Below are 20,687 nucleotides of genomic sequence, written 5' to 3'. Positions count from 1 at the left end.
CCTATGCATACGTCATCGGCACCGACTGAAATCGACAGCTTGTTTTCCGGCGAGACCGTACTGTGCGACGGCGCGATGGGCACGATGCTGTACAGCTGCGGGGTGTTTATCAACCGCTGCTACGACGAGCTGAATGTGACCCAGCCGGAGCTGGTGCGCGGCGTGCACCAGGAGTATCTGCAGGCCGGCGCGGAGGTCATCGAGACGAATACGTTTGGCGCCAATTCCTTTCGGCTGGCGCACTACGGGCTGGCGGACAAGGTGCATGCGTTCAACGTGGCCGGAGCGAAGATCGCCCGGCAGTGCGCGGATGCGATCCACGAGAAGCAGGGCACGCGGGCGTTCGTTGCGGGGGCCATCGGCTCACTGGGTGAGGCGCTGACGCCGGTGGGGAAGGTAACCGCGGAGCAGGCCCGAGCGGCGTTCGCGGAGCAGATCAAGGCGCTGGCTGAGGGTGGAGTCGACCTGCTGATTGCGGAGACGATGATGAGCGTCGCCGAGGCCGAGCAGGCGATCCTGGCAGCCCGCGAGGTTGCGCCGCAGCTGAAGATCGTGGTCCTGATGACGGTGAATCAGGACGACAACTGTCTCGACGGGACCTCTCCGGAGGATGCGGCGCGGCGGCTGACGGCTGCAGGGGCGGATGCCATTGGCTGCAACTGCTCGACAGGGCCGGTGACGGTTCTCGAGGTGATTCAGCGGATGCGACCGGTGACGAATCTTCCGCTGGTGGCGATGCCCAATGCGGGCATGCCACGCGAAGTCGAGGGGCGGCACATCTACATGACGTCGCCCGAGTACATGGCGCGGAATGCGCGCAAGCTGGTGACGGCGGGGGCGAACTGGGTGGGCGGCTGCTGCGGGACGACTCCGGCGCACATTCGGGCGATCCGCAGCGAGCTGCGCGCGATGACGGCGCAGGCGGTTGGAGAGGCTACGGCGGGCAGGAATGCCGTGGCGAGTTCGGCGGGCAATGATGAGGGCTCGCTCGAGCCAGCGCCGCTCGAGGAGCGGTCGCTGATTGGGCGGAAGATTGCGCGCGGCGAATTTGTGACGATGGTGGAGATTGTGCCGCCGCGGGGCTTTGATCCTACGAAGGAACTTGCGGGTGCGGCGCTGCTGGCGCGCGCGGGGGTGGATGCGATTAACGTGCCGGACTCGCCGCGGGCGAGTGCGCGCATGAGCGCGGGGAGCCTGTGCCTGCAGATCCAGCAGAAGATTGGGATCGAGACGATCCTGCACTACACGTGCCGGGACAGGAACATCCTGGGGATTCAGAGCGACCTGCTGGGCGCGGCGTCGTCGGGGTTGAAGAACATCCTGTGCTTGACGGGCGATCCTCCCAAGATGGGGAACTACCCGGAGGCGACGGCGATCTTCGACGTGGATGCGATTGGGCTGGTGCGGATTGTGCAGGGGCTGAATCATGGGCTGGACATCGGGCGGAGTCCGATTGGCGGCTCGACGGGGTTCACGATTGCGGCGGCGGCGAACCCGGGCGTGCCGGATGTCGACCACGAGGTGCGGCGGTTTGCCGCGAAGGTGGAGGCGGGTGCGGAGTACTGCATCACGCAGCCGGTGTTCGACCTGCGCCTGCTGGAGACGTTCCTGCGGCGGATTGAGGGCTTTCGGATTCCGGTGATTGCGGGGATCTGGCCGCTGACCAGCCTGCGCAACGCGGAGTTCATGAAGAACGACCTGAAGGTAGCGATGCCGGAGGAGATCATGGCGCGCATGGCGTCGGCGAAGGACAAAGAGGCTGGGTTGGCCGAGGGACTTGCGATTGCTCGCGAGATGCTGACGGCAGTTCGCGGCGATGTGCAAGGGGTACAGGTGAGCGCACCGTTTGGCAAGTACGGCGCTGCGGTGGAAGTGCTGGGTCTGTCTGTGAGCCAGAGCGCGGAGGTGGCCTGATGGCGACTGCGAAGCCGAGTACTGCAAGGCCGAGTTTCGAGCAGCAGATTGCGGAGCTGGAGACGGTGGTCGATCAGCTGGAGCGGGGCGATCTTCCGCTGGAAGAGAGCGTGGGGCTGTTCGAGCGCGGGATGGTGCTGTCGAACGCGTGCCGGGGACAGCTGGCGAGTGCGGAGAGCCGGATCCAGGTGCTGCTGAACCCTAGCGAGGACGGGCCGGTGGAGGTGGAAGACCTTGCGCTGGCGGTGGCGGAGGGCGAAGGGGATGAGGATGGGGATGATTCCTTTGACTCGATTGATGACGAAGAGGACGAGGAGTAAATGACTCCATCGATCAAACAACGGTCATCATCTTCCGACGACGCCGTTTGGCGGACCGTCGAAGCATGGCGCGAGAATGAATGTCAGGCCAGACAGCCGCTTCTTGCGCGCTTCCGAGCGACACCTGAAGAGCTTGAACTTCGCGCCCGTGAGGGGCCAATCTCTACGATTACGCTCAATCAGGCTGTGACAACCGGATGCATTAAGGAGTTTGGCGAATCCTTGGCGGCGTTGGGTTCGGAGGGGCTTCGGTTCTCGCGCTGGATTGATGCATTGCCAACAAGTGAGACGGAAGTGTATCTGAAGTGTAGAAGACGGCTCCCCTAGCTGGGCGCTATCGGCCGCGCCTGTTGGGTTTCTTGCTACCCACCTTATTCGAGATCGATAAAGATGGTTCGTTCGAGAACATCTCGCGTTCGTAACGGATCGCTAGTGTGGATCGCGACCTCTCTGCTCGGTCTCGTGATCTTGCTCTGCACTGCTTATTTGGTACGACCGTCGATTCGTGCCCACTATCTGTTTGGCAGACTCGAAGCACTCCAATTGGGACATTCCACATTCGAGGACGCGCAGCGGCTGGCCAAGCAGATCGGGGCCAAGCCCTATGGTCCGTGCGACCGGTCTGTGTGCGAGTGGGACGTGAGGATGGACAACTCAGAGCTTCCGCAATGGTGGAGAGGCTTAGGCGAAAGCTTCGTGGTTTCCTTTACCGTGAAGAACTCGGTAGTTGTGCGCAAGAACACTGGTTTCGGGATAGGAAGAGTCGACTCATTCAGTCCGTCATCCGTGTCGCTGGAGGAGCAGGAACAGTGGCGTCATGAGCCTGGGCGGGAACAGGTGCCGGTCCAGGCGGGCTGGATGACCACGGAACTGTATCGCTATTACCAGTTCCAAGTGCGCATGACCCCTAAGGCTTCGGCAGAGGACCGGCAACGTTACACCGCATTCGCCTACAGTTGCTTCTGGAAATACAAAGGTTGCAGCGACGCTAGGGAGTTGCTGCCAACAGCAGATTCGTTTCCCACGGAATAGGAGGTTAACCCGTTTGTGCAGCGCCACTCACCCGGCGTCGCTTCTACCGGTCGCGGCTGGTGACGAAGCCTGGCACCCAGAGGAGGGCGCGCTTGTATTCGTTGTCGGGAAGCTCGGCGATGGACTGGCGGGCGGCTTCGGCGTAGGCGCAGGCGGTGTCCATGGCGTAAGCCAGCGAACCGTGGCGCTGGAGGATCTCGAGGATCTCCTCGTGGGTGACGTGCTCGAAGCTGCGGTCGGCGAGGACGGTGCGGATGGCTTCGCGGTCCGCTCCTGTACCGCGCTCCAGCGCGTGAATGACGGCGAGGGTGGCCTTACCTTCGCGCAGGTCGGAGGCTGCGGGCTTGCCCAGGACATCGTCGTTCGCGGTGAGGTCCAGCATGTCGTCGATGATCTGGAAGGCGAGGCCTAAGTTGCGGCCGTATTCGCCGAGCGTTTCTTCGTCAGCGGTGATCGCCTCACCGGGCTTGGCGATGGATGCTTGGGCCGATGGTGACGCGGAGATCGCTGCGCCTAGCTGCATAGAGACTTTGAAGAGGCAGGCGGTTTTGCGATAGATGAGGTCGAAGTACTCTTCCTCGTTGATGAGGTGCCCGAGCTTTTCCATCTGCAGCAGCTCGCCTTCGACCATCTGCTGGGTGAGCGAGATGAGCAGGTCGAGGACGCGGAAGTTGCGCTCGTTGAGTGCGGTCTGGAAGGCTTCCATGTAGAGCCAGTCGCCGGCGAGGACGCACTTGGAGTTGCCCCAGGTGGTGTTGGAGCTAGGGCGGCCGCGACGGGTGGAGGCTTCGTCGATGATGTCGTCGTGGACCAGCGTGGCGGTGTGGAGCATCTCGACCACGGCGCCCATGCGGATGCGGGCTTCGCCCTTGCAGCCCAGCGCACGCGCGGCGAGCAGCAGAAGCATAGGGCGGATGCGCTTGCCGCCACCGGTCATCAGGTAGTTCGCGATGTCGGTGACAACCTGGACGGGGGACTCGGCCTGGCGGGAGAATTCCTTCTCGACCAGCGCCAAGTCGTCACGCAGCAGGTCGAAGACCTCAGCTGCCGTCGCAATGGAGATGGGACTCACGCATATCCAGAGTAGCAGGTCGAGGGCGGGGAGCAAGGTCCGAAAGAACTGGGGCCGAACGGTCCGGCCCCTTTTGCTCCTGTGATGGAAATCACTTAGTTGGAGCGGAAGTTTGTGAACTGGAGATCGAGGCCGAGATCCTTGCCGCGCAGCATGGCCATGATCTCCTGGAGCACATCGCGATCCTTGGAGGTGACGCGGACCACGTCGCCTTGAATGCTGGCCTGGGCCTTCTTCTTGGAGTCCTTGACCATGGCGACGATCTTCTTCGCGACCTCGGTGCTGACACCCTGCTTGAGCTTGATCTTCTGGCGGACGCTGGAGCCCGCGGCGGACTCGATCTTCTCGTACTCGAGGTTCTTGAGGGGCACGTTGCGCTTGACGAACTTGTTCTGCAGGATGTCGATGACGGCCTTGAGGGTGTACTCGTCTTCGCTGGCGAGCTGCACCACGTCCTGGCCTTCGAGGACCATGGTCGACTTGGAGTTCTTCAGGTCGAAGCGCGTTGCGAGTTCCTTGGTCGCCTGGTCGATGGCGTTCTTGACTTCCTGCACGTCTACTTTGCTTACTACGTCGAAACTGTTATCGGCTGCCATAGGTATCTCTCTCTCCTCAACATTGTAAGGATGCGCGTTCTCGGCGCGTGGTCGCTGTCCATTGTGCCACGTGGCGTGGCGAGGCTTTATGCTCGCGCGGTACTGGGGAACAACCGCTCGAAGTTGGTGGTGGTCTGGGCGGCGATCTCTTCGGGGCTCGCGCCGCGGAGGTCGGCGAGGAAGCGCGCGGTAATCGATGTGTGGGCGGGTTCGTTGCGCTGGCCGCGGAGCGGGATGGGCGTGAGGAACGGGGCGTCGGTCTCGACGAGGATGCGGTCGGCGGGCGCGGTCTTGGCGACGGCCTGGATGGCGGTCGATTTGGGATAGGTGAGGTTGCCGGCGAAGGAGAGATAGAAGCCTGCGGCGAGCGACTGCGCGGCTTGCGCGGCGTTGCCGCTGAAGCAGTGCATGATGCCGGGAAGGCCGGTGGGCACCCAGTGCTTCTGGATGAGGTAGATGAGGTCGTCGAAGGCGAGATGGGGGTTGCCGGCCTGCTCGAATTTTTGTTTGGCCTGGGGTGTCGCCAACTCTGATGTCCGGCAGTGGATGGTGATGGGCTTGCGCGCCGCGGCGGCGATCTCCATCTGGGCGAGGAAGGCTTCCTGCTGGATGGCGGGGTCGGGATTGTCGAGGTGGTAGTAGTCGAGGCCGATTTCGCCGATGGCGATGCAGCGGGAGTCGGCAGCCAGATTGGCGAGCTTCGAGAGGGCTGCGGCATCGGCGCGGTGGGCTTCCTGGGGGTGGATGCCGGCGGTGGAGAAGATGTTTTCGTGCTCGCGGGCGATTTCCAGGGCGCGGTGCATGTCGTCGGGGCCGTTGCCGATGCCGATGGCGAGCAGGCGCGTCACACCGGCGGCGTTGGCGCGGGCGATGACCTCGGGAAGGTCTTCGTAGTCGTCGAGGTGGCAGTGGGAGTCGGTGAGTTGCATCTCGTTCAGGGTATCGCGGAGTAGTTGCCGGTCGTGGTTTCTGTTGAGCTATGAGCGACGAGGGCTCGAGCGTTGAGGAAAGGCGGGGGCTTCGTGACGAGTGATGCTTTGGCGCGATAGGATGTCTGCCATGTTGGAAATCGGACAGACAGCTTCTCCATCTCCCACGCCGCATGCGCCGACGATCACTCCGGCGTCGCGGGTTTTTCTGTTGCATGAGATTCCTGCTCGCACGTCACCCAGCGGGATTGAGGGCTGGGATTTTGGCGGCGGACAGCTGACGACGGGCGAGTGGGTGAAGGCGCATGAGACAGCGCAGCCGGCGAGCGCGTCGCCGAATCCGGCGCATCGCATCGAGCATACGGAGCTGATCTGTTTGATTGAGGGCGAGCTGGAATACATGCACGACGGCGCGACCGACCACTGCGTGGCGGGGGACATCCTGCTGGTGGCGAAGGGGACGTTCCATCAGCTGCGCAACGTGGGGACGACCACCGCACGGTACTTCGTGCTGGCGATTGGAGGGGATGTCCATGTCTAGCGCAGAGGTGGGCGTGAAGGGATTGGAGCAGCCGACGCGGCGGGAGATGCTGGCGCTGATGACGGCGTTCGCGGCGATGGCAGGAGCTGAGGGTGTGCTGGCGCAGACGGCGATGCCGGGCGTTGATCTGTCGAAGGCGCGGGTCTTCCGGTTTGCGGAGTTGAAGGAGCACAAGAACGACAACGGCGGTTGGTCGCGGGCGGTGGTGGAAGGTGCGTTGCCGACGGGGGAGTGGATCGAGCTGCACCAGTCGATGGTGCCTCCGGGCAAGATGCCGCACCCGCCGCACAAGCACTCGAACTCTGAGTTCATTGTGCTGCGCGAGGGGACGATCCAATACCTGCGCGATGGCAGCCGCGAGGAGCTGCATCCGGGGGATGTGATCTACACGGCGTCAAAGCAGCCGCATGGGATGTTGAATACGGGAACGGTGAACGCGGTGTACTTTGTGCTGTCGGTGGGGGTGAAGGATACGGCGGTGTTTGTGGAGTTGAAGGCGTCGTAGGGGTGGTGGTAAGAAGTAGTAAGATTTGCTCCAGGAGATTCGCGATGTCGGACGTGCAAAAGGTCAGTGTGGCGTTGACGGGCGAGCAGATCGCAGCGCTTAAGGCTGCTGTCGATACGGGGGAGTACGCGACGACGAGCGAGGCCGTGCGCGAGGCGCTGCGCGACTGGCAGTTCAAGCGCGAGCTGCGTGGCGAGGATCTGAAGCGGCTGCGCAGACTGTGGGCTGAGGGAGAAGCGAGCGGGCCTCCGCAAGAGGTCGATTTCGCAGAGGCGAGGGCAGAGGCTCGGCGGCGCTTGAAGAAGGTAGCCGCGAAGGCATCGTGAGCGCGAAGCTGCACTGGACGCCTCAGGCTCGAGAGGATTTGATCGAGATTTACGTGACGATAGCTCTTGAGAACGAAGCCGCTGCGGAGCGTGTCTACAACGAGATCGAAGAACGGGTCGTCATGCTTCGGGAGCATTCTCGATTGGGTGTGAGACGGCCAGAGATTGCTCCCTCCGCACGTATGCTCGCGTTCGGAATGTATCTGGTGCTCTATAAGACAACGCCGGACAGTGATGAGGGCGGGGTGGAGAGCGTCGAGATCGTTCGCGTGGTGCATGGGCACCGCGATCTAAGCCACATCTTTGCGGATGAGGCGAGTTAGTGCACGCAGATTCCCTTCGAGAATGACAACAAGAGAGGCCCGCATCGAATCGATGCGGGCCTCTCTTGTGTGTCGAGCTACTTGAGGCGGGTTCCTACGGGGACGCCTTCGGGGACGGTTGCCAGGAAGGGCTTGCCGCCTTCTTCGCTGGCGGCGAGGAGCATGCCGTGGGACTCGATGCCGCGCATTTTGCGGGGGGCGAGGTTGGAGATGATGATGATGCGGCGGCCGATGAGTTCTTCGGGGGTGTAGAACTCGGCGATGCCGGAGAGGATCTGGCGCGGCGGCAGGATGTCGCCGAGGGAGACTTCGAGGCGGAGGAGCTTGTCGGCCTTGGGGATGCGCTCGGCGAGGGTGATCTCGGCGATGCGGAGTTCGATTTTGATGAAGTCGTCGATGGAGATGAAGGGCGAGGGTTCAGGGTCCAGGGCCAAGGGGCCAGAGGTCGCGACGGTGGCGTGCGTGGGCTCAGAGGGCGCGGCTTCGGTGCGCGTGGTGGTGGCGTTGCTGCCGGCTACGGAGAGCGTGCTTGAAGGGTCGGCGTCAATCGCTCGGGGTGCGGCGGCGGGGCTGCTGGTCTCTTCGGTGGTTGCTGCTGGTGTGGGGTTTTCCATTTCGATCATGAGGTCTGCGAGTCCTTTGTCGGCGCGGGGGAGTACGGGGCTGAGGGCGCCGAGTTTGGTGTGCGGAGCGAGCCCGCTGAAGTGCAGGTCGGCGAGCTCGCCGCTGGTGGCGGCTTCTTCGATGCTGCCGAGGCCGAGCTGCGCCCATACCTTTGCGGTGACGAAGGGGCAGTAGGCGTGGAGCGCGGCGGTGGCCCAGCGGACGGCTTCGGCCGACATGTAGAGCACCGTGGCGAGGCGGCCGAACTGCTCGGGGTCTTTGGCGAGCTTCCAGGGGGCGTTGGAGGTGATGAAGCCGTCGGTGATGGTGATGAAGGCGGCGATCTCGGTGAGCCTGGCGCTGAACTCGGTTTCGCCGAGCTGGTTGAGACGCGCGAGCATGGCGTAGGCGGCATCGCCCAGAGCGCCGGGGTGGAAGCCATCCTTGGTCGCTGCGGGGCCTTCGAAGATGGGCGTGGGGATCTCGCCGTCGAAGTACTTCTCGATCATCGAAAGCGTGCGGCTGACGAGGTTGCCGTAGCCGTTGGCGAGGTCGGCGTTGTAGCGGGTGACCATGGCGTCGAAGGAGAAGCTGCCGTCCTGGCCGAAGGGGATCTCGCGGAGGAGGAAGTAGCGGAGGACGTCGGCGGCGAAGTGGTCGCGCTCGGTCTTGGTGCTCTCGGGGAATTGCTTGGCGTAGACGTGCTCGCCGAAGGCTTCGAGGATGGTTTCGGAGCGGACGACGTTGCCGCGGGACTTGGACATCTTGGCGTTGTCGAAGAGGAGCCAGCCATTGGCGGTGATGCGCTTAGGCGTCGGGATGTCGGCAGCCATGAGGAAGGCGGGCCAGTAGACGCAGTGGAAGCGGGTGATCTCTTTGCCGACGAGGTGGAGGTCGGCGGGCCAGTAGCGGGCGAACTCGGCCTGGTCGGTGGCGTCGGGGCTGCCGTAGCCGACGGCGGTCATGTAGTTGGCGAGGGCGTCGAGCCAGACGTAGACGACGTGCTTCTGGGTGGCACCGGCGGCGGTGAGGATGTCGTCGGGGACGGGGATGCCCCAGGTGAAGGAGCTGCGGGAGATGGAGAGGTCTTTGAGGGCGCCGGGGACGTAGTAGCCATCGTCTTGGGCGCTCTTGCTCGTTTTCCCAACCAATCCGTGTTCGAGTCCCCATTTCAGAGACGTTCGCACAACACCGTAGAGGCCGTCCTGCTCATCCTCAGCAGAAATTCTCCACGGATTCCCGGCACGATCAACGAGTGTTCCCTTCGCGTTTTGCTCGTTGAATTTCGCATTTACCAACCGCAGGTCGCCACTCAAGAAACTCAACACTTCGTTGCGCGCGGTCGTTGGCTCGATGGTGAGCTCGCCGGACTCGATCAGGGCGATAAGCTTTTCCTGGAAGGCGCTGAGCTTGAAGAAGAAGTTCTCTTCGGTGACTTCTTCGAGGATGCGGCCGCAGTCAGGGCAGGGGGTTCCTACGGGGGCGTCGACGAAGGCTTCGTCGGAGACGCAGTAGGCTCCGGTGTACTTGTCGAGGTAGATGAAGCCCTTCTCGTACAAGGTGCGGAAGAGGTGTTGGACGCCGCGCTTGTGGCGGTCGTCGGTGGTGCGGATGTAGCGGTCGTAGGTGAGGCCCATGCGGTCCCAGAGGGCGCGGAACTGGGCGGAGACCTGGTCGGCGAACTGCTGCGGCGGGATGCCCGCGGCGAGGGCGGAGCGCTCGATCTTCTGGCCGTGCTCGTCGGTACCGGTGAGGAAGAAGGTGTCGTCGCCTCGCTGGCGGTGCTGGCGTGCGAGGACGTCCGCAACGATCGTGGTGTACGCGTGGCCGATGTGGGGCCGGGCGTTGACGTAGTAGATCGGGGTGGTGAGGTAGAACTTTTTGGGCTGCTCGGACATATGGGCTCAGCAGCCAGTTTACAGGGGGCGAGGGCCAAGGGATTAGGGCCAAGGGTCCAGAAGGCCGTAGGGGCCAGGTGCCTGGCCGGCAGGCAGGCAGCGGGTCCTTCGCTACTGTCAGGATGACAATTTCTCGAGGCGTGCGTACGTTCTGGCTTCTTGGTCCCTGAACTGGCCGCTTGTCAGGCCATCTCGGGCTCGCGGGGTGGGCCGAGGCGGGGCACGAGGAGCTGGAAGATGAGCAACGAGAGCAGGTAGGCGCTAGCGGCCATGGAGAAGACCAGCAGCTGGTGCAGCGAGAGATTGCGCTTCACGACCCAGGTAAACGCCGCGCCGCCGGCGGCTCCAGCGGCGCCGCCGATGCCTACGACGGTGGATATTGCGGAGGATGGGAACATGTCGCTGGGAGTGGAGAAGAGGTTGGCGCTCCAGCCCTGGTGGGCGGCGGCGGCGAGCGCGATGAGCAGTGTAGCCGGCCAGGGATTGGCAGGGAAGATGGCGCTCATGTGGGGAACGAAGACCAGCGGCAAGACCAACAGCGCCATGGCGAGCATGGCGAACTTGCGGCCGGCGTTGGTGGTGTGGCCGCGGCTCATGTGCCAACCGGAGAGCGAACCGCCGCCGATGGAGCCGACGGAGGAGACGACGTAGACGGTCACGATGTACACGTAGGCGTGTTTGAGGTCGAGACCGTAGTTGCGATTGAGGAACTGGGGCAGATAGAAGAGGTAAAACCACCACACGCCGTCGGTGAGGCCTTTGCCGATGAGGAAGGCGTAGCAGCCCTTGTGGAAGAGGATTTTGGGCATGATGGAGGTGGGGGACTTGCTCCGGGAGAAGCCCAGCAGCACGAGCCCCGGGATGATGCCGATGAGCAGGGCGACGACGGGGAGCGGGATGCCGAGCCAGCTGCCGGACGCGTGCTCGGCAAACATGACGATGCCCGGAAGGACGCCTAGACCGAGGACCACGGGGATAAGGACCCTGGGCGAGAGACGGAACTCGCGGGGGACTTCCATGCCTTCGAGAACGGGCGCGAGATCGCGCTGCGTGGTGGTCGAGGCGCGATGGTACTTGTTGTAGGGAAAGACGAGCCAGAGAAGCAGCCAGGCCATGCCCATGGAGCCGGTGGCGATGAAGGCGGAGCGCCATCCCCAGCGTGCGGTGACGGTGGTGATGATGATTGGCGCCAGGAAGAAGCTGACGTTGGAGCCGGAGTTGAAGAGGCCGACGGCCTTGGCGCGTTCGTTGGTGGGGAACCACTCCGAGACGGCCTTGATGGCGGCGGGGAAGTTGCCACACTCGCCGAGGCCGAGGAAGATGCGGGCGACGCAGAAGCCGGCGACCGACGTTACCAGGGAGTGGCTCATGGACGAGAGCGCCCAGATGGCGATGGCGAGGGCGTAGCCGGTCTTGGTGCCGAGCTTGTCGATGATGCGGCCGACGAAGAGGAAGCCGACGCCGTAGGCGAGCTGAAACCAGATCAGGACGTTGCCGAAGTTGTTGTCAAAGACCGGCTGGTGAAACTTGTCTGCCAGCGAATTCCAACCCATGAACGGGACGTTGTGCAACTGCGGCTCGATGAATGAAAAGACCGAGCGGTCCATGTAGTTGATGGTCGTGGCCAGGAAGAGCAGGAAGCAGACGAACCAGCGCATGGAACTCGCTTCGGGAGCGTTGACGGTGAACTCTTCGGCGGTGCTGTGGGCAGCGGACATGCGGGAACCTGACTCCGAACAGATGGGGTGGCTGCTGCCTTCTTGGCGCGTGAAACTCGTAAGCCTGAAAGGGAACGCTGCCAACGAGGATCGCGGGCGGGACATACGCATGTCAAGCCAACATCCCATGCAGCCTGACAGGCTGCGGCGAGGTACTCCGACTATCGCGCAGTTTACATGGAGACGAACCAGGGATAGATGAGGAAGAAGGCGATGAGCACAGCGACCATGAGGTCGGCGTAGAGCAGCAGAAGCACGCCGCCGTGGTACCAGCTCCAACGCTTCTGGAGGCAGCGTGCGGTCTCGGCGGTGCCCCACATACTGAGGAGCAGTGGAGGGATGAGCCAGAGCGTGGGACGCATCTCCGCAGCATGGGAGAGGAGCACGGTGGAGACGAGGCTGAGGCCGACCAGTATGTTGCCGCGAAGCAGCGATCTGTAACGAAGATGGAAGTGGATCGACCGCAACGGGAGCCTCAGTGGTTGGATGAGGCCGGCTGGCCCGGGATGCTTGCGGGCAGCGTCCGTGTGCGGTCTTGTTACGGCTTTGCGGGCGCGGGCTTATCGGATGAGGCTGCAGGGGCAGGGGGTTTTGCGGCATCAAGGGGCGGTAGCCGGTTGATGCGGGAGGTGGGGATCTCGACCACGCCGAAGTGATTGGTGGCGAGGTCATGCACGCCGATGCGGAGGAAGGTTTCACCCTTGGCCGGGGTGCTGATCTGTGAGTGGTACTGGATGCCGCTCTGCATGAGCTGCTTGAACTTGTCGGCCCCGAGCTTGATCTGCGCGGTCTGGCCGGCGACGTTGAGCAGGTTGCCATCGGCGTCGTAGAGATCGATCTTGACCTCGATGCTGTCGCTGAGGGTGTTGTCAGGGTTCTTGGTGAAGCTGAAGTCCCCGGTGAGTGCGACGAGGTCGACCTGATAGCGGCGGAAGGGTGGCTTCAAGGGCTTGGTGGGATTGAGCACGTTGCCGGGCGCGAGCGTGTCGTCGGGTTTGTCGGAGACGGGTACGACGCGGAGCTTGATGAGGATGTCGTTGGGTGTGGGCGCACCGCGCTGCATGGCCAGACGGGCGTAGTTGGAGGCTGAGCCGGGCGCTGCGGCGGCTGCCTCGCTGAGCGATGCCGCCTGGTCGGGCTTCTTCGCGCTGTTGGGGTCCACGGCATAGTAACCGCGGCGGTAGGTAAGCGTGAGGCCCTGCTGCTTCGCCGCGTCGCTGAGGCTCACCTTGATGTTGCGATAGCCTCCATTCCAATTGTGGTTAGCCGGGCTGTAGGTGAGGGTGTAGTAGTTGGAGCCGGAGTCGATGGCCCTGGCGGTGGCGTCGGCGAGGCCGTTGGTGTTGTAGTAGGCCTGGCCGCCGGTGGCTTCGGCCATCTGGCCCATGGTGGAGTGCTCGTCGGCCTGGCTCTGCGAGAACTTCTGGACGTCGGCGGAGAAGGCTGCGGGGTTCTTCACGTACTTCGAGCCGCTGTTGGCGGCGCTGAGAGCGGGCAGGACCATCAGGCCGCGGGCATCGACGGGGAAGACGGCGACCTGGGCGCGGGTGAGCAGGTTGGTGGTCTCGCGGAACTCCTCTTCCATATCCGCCATGACGGCGAAGGGATTATTGATGGAAGGATCGGGAGAGAGCGATAGCGGGAACGATCCTGAAAACCAGATGAGATTCTTGCGGCCGGGGAAACCGCTGAGGTAGTGGGCGAGGGCGTTGAAGGAATCGAGTGTGTAGCGGACGCGCATCTGCGTCTGGAAGCTCTGGCGCTCGGCTTCGAACTGCTGGAGGCTGGCCACGACTTCCGCGGGCGCGTCGGCATCCGCGGCGGTGTCGGCGACGTTGGGAGTATCGCCGTTGGTGCCGACGGGGTCGTCGAGCAACGAAGAGGCGCGAGGGGTGAGCTTGTGCTCGACGGCGTCCTTGAGGGTTTCGGGGTCGGAGGTGAAACCCTGCAGGAGGTAGAGGCGGGAGCTCATGCCGAAGATGGCCATGTGGGTGCCGGGCTTGGCCTTCTTCACGAACTCGGCGAGTTGATTGCGTAGAAACGACTGGTCATTCATCGGCGTGTTGAGAGTGTCGATGAAGAGGACATTCAGGGTGGAGTCGGGCGGGACGGCGGTGTAGTTGGTGAACATGCCCGGCGGCATGGGCGGCAGGGCGGGGCCGGTGGGGTGATCGTCGGCGCGATGCTCCTCGAAGTGGCGAACCTGTTGCGGGGTCTTGTCTTCGGTGAGGACCAGATCGCTCTGCTTGAGACCGTGGATGGGGTTGCCGTTGCGGTCTGCGACGCCGACATCGACGATGACCAGCTGGGTGCCGGTGTGGAGGATCGTCGTTCCTGGTGGAGGTTCCTGCTGGGCCGGCGCGGTCTGAGCGTGGGTGCAAAGCGCAAACAGAAGCGCGCAGCCCAAGGATAGAGGGCGATGCAAGGAATGGAGCCGCAGGACGGAGAGCATACGGGCAGCAGCCTCGAGCCGATAAGGTGACAGCAACGGCGGGATGATTCCTGCAGCATACAACGTGCTGCAGGAATCTCCGGTTGTCTTTCGTCGGCTGTGAGGCGGGCTACTGCTGGGCGGCGGCGGCGATGGAGTCGCTGTACGGTGCGCGCAGGACGCCGCGCTCGGTGATGATGCCGGTGATGTATTTCGCTGGCGTGACGTCGAAGGCGGGGTTCTCGATGCGGACGCCGTTGGGGGTGACCTGCTTGCCCTGGAAGTGGGTGACCTCGGTGGCGGCGCGCTGCTCGATGGGGATCATGTCGCCGTGGGCGGTGTCGGGGTCGATGGTGTTGAAGGGGGCGGCGACGTAGAACGGGACGCCGTGCTCCTTGGCGAGGATCGCGACGGAGTAGGTGCCGATCTTGTTGGCGGCGTCGCCGTTGGCCGCGATGCGGTCCGCGCCGACGATGACGGCGTGGATGCGGCCCTTGCCCATGAAGTAGCCGGCCATGTTGTCGCAGATGAGGGTGGTGGGGATGCCGTCGTGGACGAGCTCCCACGCAGTGAGGCGTGCGCCCTGGTTGAAGGGGCGGGTCTCGTCGGCGAAGACGTCGATCTTTTTGCCGGCCTCGACGGCGGCGCGGATGACGCCGAGGGCGGAGCCGTAACCGCAGGCGGCGAGCGCGCCGGCGTTGCAGTGGGTGAGCACGGTGGCTTCGTCGGGAAGCAGGGCCGCGCCGTTCGCGCCGAGGATCTTCAGATTGGCGATGTCCTCGTCGTAGAGCTGCTGAGCGAGGGCAACGCACTCGGCCTTGATGGCAGGGATGGGTGTGTTGCTGGCGGCAAGCGAGGTGTAGAGGTTGCGCACCTGCGCGATGCCCCAGAAGAGATTCACGGCCGTGGGGCGAGTCTCAGCCAGGGTGCGGCAGACCTCGTCGACTTCGGATGTGAGATCGGGGAGCGTCGTGGCGGTGGAGCGATCGATGCCGAGGGCTACGCCCATGGCGGCGGAGACGCCGATCGCCATCGCGCCACGCACGATCATGTCGCGGATGACGGTGGCCACCTGCTTGTAGTCGGTCGCGAGAACGTAGGTCTCTTCGAGGGGGAGTTTAGTCTGGTCGAGGAAGCGGACGCCTTCAGACGTCCATTCAAGCGTAGGAATCATGCCGCTTCCATTGTACGTGGAGCGAGGCGTGGCTGGGCAGGAGCCGCGACTTCGAGCTCGACGGCTACAGGGAGACGATTAGCAGGAATCGACGGAGGCAGGCGTGGCAGCGATACGGCTTCAGCCAGAACAGGGGCTTTTCGTAAAACTTACGTCGAGAACGAGCGATGTCACCTGACTCGCAACTGGGACACTTGAGCGAACGCGCTGGCATGGTGGAGTCCTGAGAAGTTGATGTTGCGATCTCGACCTGCATCCGGGCGGGCGTGGATGCGCTTGTGTGATGTCGCGATGAACGCGGGAGCCCAAGGAAGCGGCGCACGGCGACAGTGACTGCCATCGGCAGCACTTATTTGCTTTTCGTTTCTAAAGTTCCCGGTGAGCTGCTGGAAACAGTGTGCGCTATCTTCTTTGCGATAGGAATAACATGTTCCACCACCCCGTGAAGCAGCCGGGACGAGTATCTTACGACGGTCCGGGATCTCGTGACCCGATAGTTCAAATTCGGGAAGACTGCCAGTTAGACCTGTTTCGCGGAACGTGGCCACGCGGACGGCGTTACCGTCCGGGGAATGGCTAGCTCCCGAGGCGCTCGAGGTGACGGAAGGCGCCGGTGGAGATGCAGATCTCGAGGAAGATCAGGGAGTCGTAGGCGACGTGGACCAGGCCGGCTGCGGCGACGGAGCGGTAGCGTACGCGCACGTAGCAGAAGACCAGTGAGGGGATGAGGAGCACGATGAGGGCTCCGACGGACCAGTGGAGCTGGGGCCCGTGGATGGAGACGAACAGGGCGCTGGTGACGAGCGTGGAGAAGATCCACGCGCCACGGGTGATCTCGGTGGTCTGCTGCCAGCGCTGAACCGCGGCGGGAGTGCGCTCCAGGCTGAGCCAGTCATAGGCGGTGGCGAGAGCGGGGAGAAGGAAGCCACGGAAGCCGATTTCTTCGTAGACCGGCACGAAGAGGCTGCCGAAGATGGTGGTGACCCAGGCCGCGAGGGGATTGCGGAAGAGGCTGAGGATCTCGGTCTCTTTGGGCAGCTTGACGAAGGGGAGATGTTCGCCGAGCTGGGCGAGGCCGCTCAGCGCGAAGCCCAGGAGCAGAAGCTTCCACCAGTGCAGCTGGGCCTGACGCCAGGTCCAGTGGATGCCGTCGAGGAAGCTCCGGCGCCACAACAGGGGAAAGAGCGGAAAGGAGATGGCGAGCGCCACGACGTAGCCCAGCAGCTGGCTGGCGCCACTGATGTAAAGCCGCTCCTGGTAGTCGGCCATTACCGTGCGGCGGAAGGCGATAAAGAGCAGGATGGCGATGCCGGTGAAGCAGGCGATCGTGAGCGCCAGAAAGAGCAGGGCGTGGCCGAGATGGGGAATACGCCTGGCGAGGCCGTGATCCTGCGCCGGGTCGGTGTCGTGCTGCACGTCAAGCACCTGGTCTGCGCGGACCGGCTTAGGCAACGGAAGATCGCTCATGTCCTCGCTATGATCGCATCCCGGTGCGAAGGAACGGAAGCAAACGAAGGTGGGAGGGTGAAGAGACGCGCTGACTCCGATTCAGGTGCGTGCGACCTTTGATTTAAGTGCGCGCAGCCTTCTTTGCGGCCTTCTTTGTGGCGGACTTCTTCTTCGCGACGGGGCCTTCGGCGGGCTTTTCCTTGGAGGCCTTGGGAACGCCCATCTTCTTTTCGGGCTTGATGAACTTGGGCTTGGGGGCTTTCTTCTCGAGGTCGGGAAGGTCGGCGGGTGGGGGAAGCTGCGCGAGCTGCGGGCCGGCGGCGTCGTAGTAGCGGGCGAGGAATTGGCCGGTGTGGGACTCGGCTACCTGGGCGACGAGTTCGGGCGCGCCCTGGGCGATGATGCGGCCTCCGCCTTCGCCGCCTTCGGGGCCCATGTCGATGAGGAAGTCGGCGTTGCGGATGATGTCGAGGTTGTGCTCGATGATGAGCACGGTGTTGCCGAGGTCAGTGAGGCGGTGCAGGACTTCGAGGAGCTTGCGGACGTCGTCGAAGTGGAGGCCGGTGGTGGGCTCATCGAGGACGTAGAGGGTGCGTCCGGTCTGGCGCTTGGAGAGCTCGCGGGCGAGCTTCATGCGCTGGGCTTCGCCGCCGGAGAGCGTGGTGGCGGACTGGCCGAGGTGCACGTATCCGAGGCCAACATCGACGAGGGTCTGGAGCTTGATCGCGACGGCGGGGATGTCCTTGAGGACGGGCAGAGCGTCTTCGATGGGCAGGTCGAGGATGTCGGCGATGGAGTAGCCGTTGAACTTCACGCCGAGGGTTTCGGTGTTGTAGCGGCGGCCGTTGCAGACCTCACACTCGACGTAGACGTCGGGGAGGAAGTTCATCTCGATGCGGCGCTGGCCGTCGCCCTGGCAGGCTTCGCAGCGGCCGCCCTGGACGTTGAAGCTGAAGCGGCCGGGCTTGTAGCCGCGTTCGCGCGATTCGGGCAGCATGGCGAAGAGGTCGCGGATGGCGGTGAAGACGCCGGTGTAGGTTGCGGGATTCGAGCGCGGGGTGCGTCCGATGGGCGACTGGTCGATCTGGATGACCTTGTCGAGCTGGTCGGCGCCGTGGATGGCCTTGTGCTCGCCGGGCTCTTCGCGCGAGCCGTAGAGTTCCTTGGCGAGGGCGCGGTAGAGGATGTCGTTGACGAGGGTGCTCTTGCCGGAGCCGGAGACGCCGGTGACGACGGTCATGACGCCGAGCGGGAAGTGGGCGGTGATGTCCTGGAGGTTGTGCGAGCGAGCGCGTTCGACGGAGAGCCAGCGGCCGGTGAGGGGGCGCGGGGCTTTGTCGGGAGTGGGGCGGGTGACGATGTCGATCTCGCCGGAGAGGTACTTGCCGGTGACGGAGTCGGGGTTCGCCATCACCTCGGCGGGTGTGCCGGAGGCGATGAGCTCGCCCCCGTGTTTGCCTGCGCCGGGACCGAGGTCGAGGAGGTAGTCGGCGGCGCGCATGGTGTCTTCGTCGTGCTCGACGACGAGGACGGTGTTGCCGAGGTCGCGGAGGTCCTTGAGCGCGGAGATGAGGCGCTGGTTGTCGCGTTGATGGAGGCCGATGGAGGGCTCGTCGAGGACGTAGAGGACGCCTCTTAATCGAGAACCTATTTGAGTGGCTAGCCTAATGCGCTGGCCTTCGCCGCCGGAGAGTGTTGCCGCTGAGCGCGAGAGAGATAGATAGCCGAGGCCGACGGCGTTGAGGAACTCGAGACGCTCGATGACCTCGCGCTGTAGGCGGTCGGCGATGAGCTTGTCGCGGCCGACGAAGTGCATGGACTGCGCTCCGCGCAGGGCGCGAGCGAGCGAGAGGCCGGTGAAGTCGGCGATGGAGAAGTCGCGGCGCGCGTTGGAGGCTCCGAGGGGCTCGGTGTCCTTGTCCTCGACGGCGGTGGGCGCGTGCTCGAGGGAGTCGGCGAGCGGGATCGTCACGGCGAGCGACTCGGGGCGAAGGCGCGCGCCGTGGCAGACGGGGCACTCGGACGCGGACATGTACTGCATCATGTAGTCGCGATAGCCGTCGGACTTGGTGTCTTCGAGGGTGGAGCGGAGCCAGGCGAAGATGCCGTGGAAGCCGGTGCGGGCGGTCTCGCCGCGGGGAGGGCCGTAGAGCAGGAGGTGCTGATGCTCCTTGGACAGGTCCTGGAAGGGGAGCTTGAGGTTGATCTTGTAGCGGTCGGCGGCGAGCTTGATGAGGCGGTGCAGATACTGCGAGGCGGAGCCAGGACCCATGGCGCCATCGAGCAGAGGCTTGGACCAGTCGGTGATGGTCTTGGCGGGGTCGAAGTCGTAGATGGAGCCGAGGCCGTGGCACTCGGGGCAGGCGCCGTAAGTGGAGTTGAAGCTGAAGCTGCGGGGCTCGAGCTTGGGCACGTTGATGCCGCAGTCGGGGCAGGCCATGGAGGAGCTGTAGAGGGTTTCCTCGTAGCCGCCGCCGGGGACCTGGGAGCCGATGAGTACGAGGCCGTTGGCGAGCTGGAGGGCAGTGGCGATGGCGGCTTGCAGGCGGCGGGTGTCGAAGACAGGGCCAAGGGCCAAGGGATCAGTGCCAAGGGAGTTGCTCTCCGCTTCGATTCCTTGACCCTTGGCTCTTGGCCCCTGGCCCTTGACTGCTTCGTCAGCGGGCAGGGCCTTCAGGATGATGCGATCGACTACGGCTTCGAGGGTATGGTTCTTGCGCTTTTCGAGGCGCATGCCTTCTTCGATCTCGGTGATCTCGCCGTCGATGCGGACGCGGTAGCCCTTCTTGTCGAGGGCTTCGAGCTCTTCGCGGAACTCGCCCTTGCGACCGCGGACTACCGGGGCGAGTACGGTGACGCGCTCCTGCGGCGCTCCGGATTGCTCATGGAGGATGGCGCGGGCGACGACCTGTGCGACGATCTGGTCGGCGGACTGTCGCGAAATGGGACGGTGGCAGTTGGGGCAGTGGGGCTGGCCGACCGAGGCCCAGAGCAGGCGAAGGTAGTCGTAGATCTCGGTGATGGTGCCGACGGTGGAGCGCGGCGAACGCGAGGTGGTCTTCTGCTCGATGGAGATGGCAGGCGAGAGGCCGTCGATGGAGTCGACGTCGGGGCGCTCCATCTGGTCGAGGAACTGGCGAGCGTAGGCGGAGAGGGTTTCGACGTAGCGGCGCTGGCCTTCGGCGTAGATGGTGTCGAAGGCGAGCGAACTCTTGCCGGAGCCGGAGAGGCCGGTGACGACGGTCAGCGTGTTGCGCGGGATGGAGACGGAGACGTCGCGCAGATTGTGCTGGCGGGCGCCGCGGACGTGGATGTGGGTCAGGCTCATGCGGGAATCAGGGCCGAAGTGGCCAAGACTCTAGGATACAAGCTTTCGGGCGGGGACTGTGCGGAGCGGGCCGACGGCCGTTTCGCGAGGGGAACGCAGCATTGGGACGGGAACCGGGGAAAGCAACAGAGTTTTACACGTCTGATGCCATTTTCCTGCGCGATTCGGGCACACTATCTGAGGTTGCGCCGCATCCTACGGGCTATTGTGAGTCGTAAATCGGCGGCGTGGCTTGGGCCCTACCAGGAGTTTTGTTGATGGTTACGTTGATGCTGTCGTGTGCGATCGCTGTTTCCCTGGCGATTGGTGTGTTGTTCGCCTACGCGCTTTGCCTTGGTTTGTTCCGCGTGTTCCGCTGGCATTCGATCTCGGCTGCGCGCGAGCGTATGCAGACCGCGTCTACGGGATCCACGAGCGTCGTCATCGGAAACTAGCTGGATCGTTGGCGCAACGCCTCGCACGGGGCGATCTCGACCCGTGGCCGTGGTTCCGCTGAAGTTTGGAAATGTCGAAGTATCTTGCGCCGCC

The 20,687-nt window shown here is 63.8% G+C and carries 17 protein-coding genes; 7 read left to right on the top strand and 10 right to left on the bottom strand.

The window, feature by feature from the left end; genetic code table 11:
- Nucleotides 1-3 precede the first annotated feature (3 nt).
- The 3 genes from AC5E6W_RS12210 to AC5E6W_RS12200 all read left to right on the top strand — a co-directional run bounded on the left by AC5E6W_RS12210 (nt 4) and on the right by AC5E6W_RS12200 (nt 3,266).
- Complete coding sequence (locus tag AC5E6W_RS12210) at nt 4-1,914, top strand: bifunctional homocysteine S-methyltransferase/methylenetetrahydrofolate reductase (protein WP_491752579.1); 1,911 nt, start codon at nt 4-6, stop codon at nt 1,912-1,914.
- A complete protein-coding gene (gene xseB / locus AC5E6W_RS12205; protein ID WP_491752578.1) occupies nt 1,914-2,234 on the top strand; it encodes an exodeoxyribonuclease VII small subunit in 321 nt (106 codons plus the stop codon). Before AC5E6W_RS12210 ends, xseB begins: the two co-directional genes overlap by 1 nt.
- 432 nt (nt 2,235-2,666) lie before the next feature.
- Nucleotides 2,667-3,266 carry a hypothetical protein gene (locus AC5E6W_RS12200; protein WP_491752577.1) on the top strand — a complete coding sequence of 200 codons (600 nt, stop codon included), beginning with the start codon at nt 2,667-2,669 and terminating at the stop codon, nt 3,264-3,266.
- Between the two features lie 43 nt (nt 3,267-3,309).
- Here the strand turns inward: AC5E6W_RS12200 and AC5E6W_RS12195 are convergent, their stop codons facing one another.
- The 3 genes from AC5E6W_RS12195 to AC5E6W_RS12185 all read right to left on the bottom strand — a co-directional run bounded on the left by AC5E6W_RS12195 (nt 3,310) and on the right by AC5E6W_RS12185 (nt 5,863).
- The gene (locus tag AC5E6W_RS12195) at nt 3,310-4,338 is read right to left on the bottom strand and encodes a polyprenyl synthetase family protein (protein WP_491752576.1); all 1,029 of its coding nucleotides are present in this window, start codon (nt 4,336-4,338) and stop codon (nt 3,310-3,312) included.
- A gap of 95 nt (nt 4,339-4,433) precedes the next feature.
- Complete coding sequence (locus AC5E6W_RS12190; RefSeq protein ID WP_491752575.1) at nt 4,434-4,934, bottom strand: YajQ family cyclic di-GMP-binding protein; 501 nt, start codon at nt 4,932-4,934, stop codon at nt 4,434-4,436.
- A gap of 86 nt (nt 4,935-5,020) precedes the next feature.
- Nucleotides 5,021-5,863, bottom strand: a complete 843-nt coding sequence (locus tag AC5E6W_RS12185) for a TatD family hydrolase (RefSeq protein WP_491752574.1) — start codon at nt 5,861-5,863, stop codon at nt 5,021-5,023.
- 130 nt (nt 5,864-5,993) lie between these two features.
- Between AC5E6W_RS12185 and AC5E6W_RS12180 the strand changes: the two genes are divergently transcribed.
- Genes AC5E6W_RS12180 through AC5E6W_RS12165 form a run of 4 tightly spaced genes read left to right on the top strand, consistent with a single transcriptional unit; the run spans nt 5,994 to nt 7,558 of the window.
- The gene (locus AC5E6W_RS12180; protein ID WP_491752573.1) at nt 5,994-6,404 is read left to right on the top strand and encodes a cupin domain-containing protein; all 411 of its coding nucleotides are present in this window, start codon (nt 5,994-5,996) and stop codon (nt 6,402-6,404) included.
- The gene (locus AC5E6W_RS12175; RefSeq protein ID WP_491752572.1) at nt 6,397-6,909 is read left to right on the top strand and encodes a cupin domain-containing protein; all 513 of its coding nucleotides are present in this window, start codon (nt 6,397-6,399) and stop codon (nt 6,907-6,909) included. Before AC5E6W_RS12180 ends, AC5E6W_RS12175 begins: the two co-directional genes overlap by 8 nt.
- A gap of 44 nt (nt 6,910-6,953) precedes the next feature.
- Nucleotides 6,954-7,235, top strand: a complete 282-nt coding sequence (locus AC5E6W_RS12170; protein ID WP_491752571.1) for a ribbon-helix-helix domain-containing protein — start codon at nt 6,954-6,956, stop codon at nt 7,233-7,235.
- Entirely contained in the window at nt 7,232-7,558 is a 327-nt protein-coding gene (locus AC5E6W_RS12165) for a type II toxin-antitoxin system RelE/ParE family toxin (protein WP_491752570.1), read from the top strand. The genes AC5E6W_RS12170 and AC5E6W_RS12165 overlap by 4 nt, the downstream gene beginning before the upstream one ends.
- Nucleotides 7,559-7,635: 77 nt before the next feature.
- Here the strand turns inward: AC5E6W_RS12165 and metG are convergent, their stop codons facing one another.
- From metG to uvrA, 7 genes are all read right to left on the bottom strand, one after another.
- The gene (gene metG / locus AC5E6W_RS12160) at nt 7,636-10,059 is read right to left on the bottom strand and encodes a methionine--tRNA ligase subunit beta (protein ID WP_491752569.1); all 2,424 of its coding nucleotides are present in this window, start codon (nt 10,057-10,059) and stop codon (nt 7,636-7,638) included.
- A gap of 182 nt (nt 10,060-10,241) precedes the next feature.
- Nucleotides 10,242-11,777, bottom strand: coding sequence for an MFS transporter (locus AC5E6W_RS12155; RefSeq protein ID WP_491752568.1), 1,536 nt, complete (start codon nt 11,775-11,777; stop codon nt 10,242-10,244).
- Nucleotides 11,778-11,950: 173 nt separating this feature from the next.
- Nucleotides 11,951-12,244, bottom strand: a complete 294-nt coding sequence (locus AC5E6W_RS12150; protein ID WP_491752567.1) for a permease — start codon at nt 12,242-12,244, stop codon at nt 11,951-11,953.
- Nucleotides 12,245-12,315: 71 nt separating this feature from the next.
- Nucleotides 12,316-14,184 carry a VWA domain-containing protein gene (locus AC5E6W_RS12145; RefSeq protein WP_491752566.1) on the bottom strand — a complete coding sequence of 623 codons (1,869 nt, stop codon included), beginning with the start codon at nt 14,182-14,184 and terminating at the stop codon, nt 12,316-12,318.
- 154 nt (nt 14,185-14,338) lie between these two features.
- Entirely contained in the window at nt 14,339-15,382 is a 1,044-nt protein-coding gene (mtnA, locus tag AC5E6W_RS12140; protein ID WP_491752565.1) for an S-methyl-5-thioribose-1-phosphate isomerase, read from the bottom strand.
- Nucleotides 15,383-15,958: 576 nt separating this feature from the next.
- Nucleotides 15,959-16,849: a CPBP family intramembrane glutamic endopeptidase gene (locus tag AC5E6W_RS12135; protein WP_491752564.1), complete on the bottom strand. Its 891-nt coding sequence runs from the start codon at nt 16,847-16,849 to the stop codon at nt 15,959-15,961.
- 103 nt (nt 16,850-16,952) lie between these two features.
- Nucleotides 16,953-20,159, bottom strand: a complete 3,207-nt coding sequence (gene uvrA, locus AC5E6W_RS12130) for an excinuclease ABC subunit UvrA (protein WP_491752563.1) — start codon at nt 20,157-20,159, stop codon at nt 16,953-16,955.
- Nucleotides 20,160-20,687 lie beyond the last annotated feature (528 nt).

Source organism: Bryocella sp. (genome assembly GCF_058498515.1).
The sequence above is the reverse complement of the archived record's forward strand: the minus strand, read 5'-3'. Positions and strand labels throughout refer to the sequence as shown.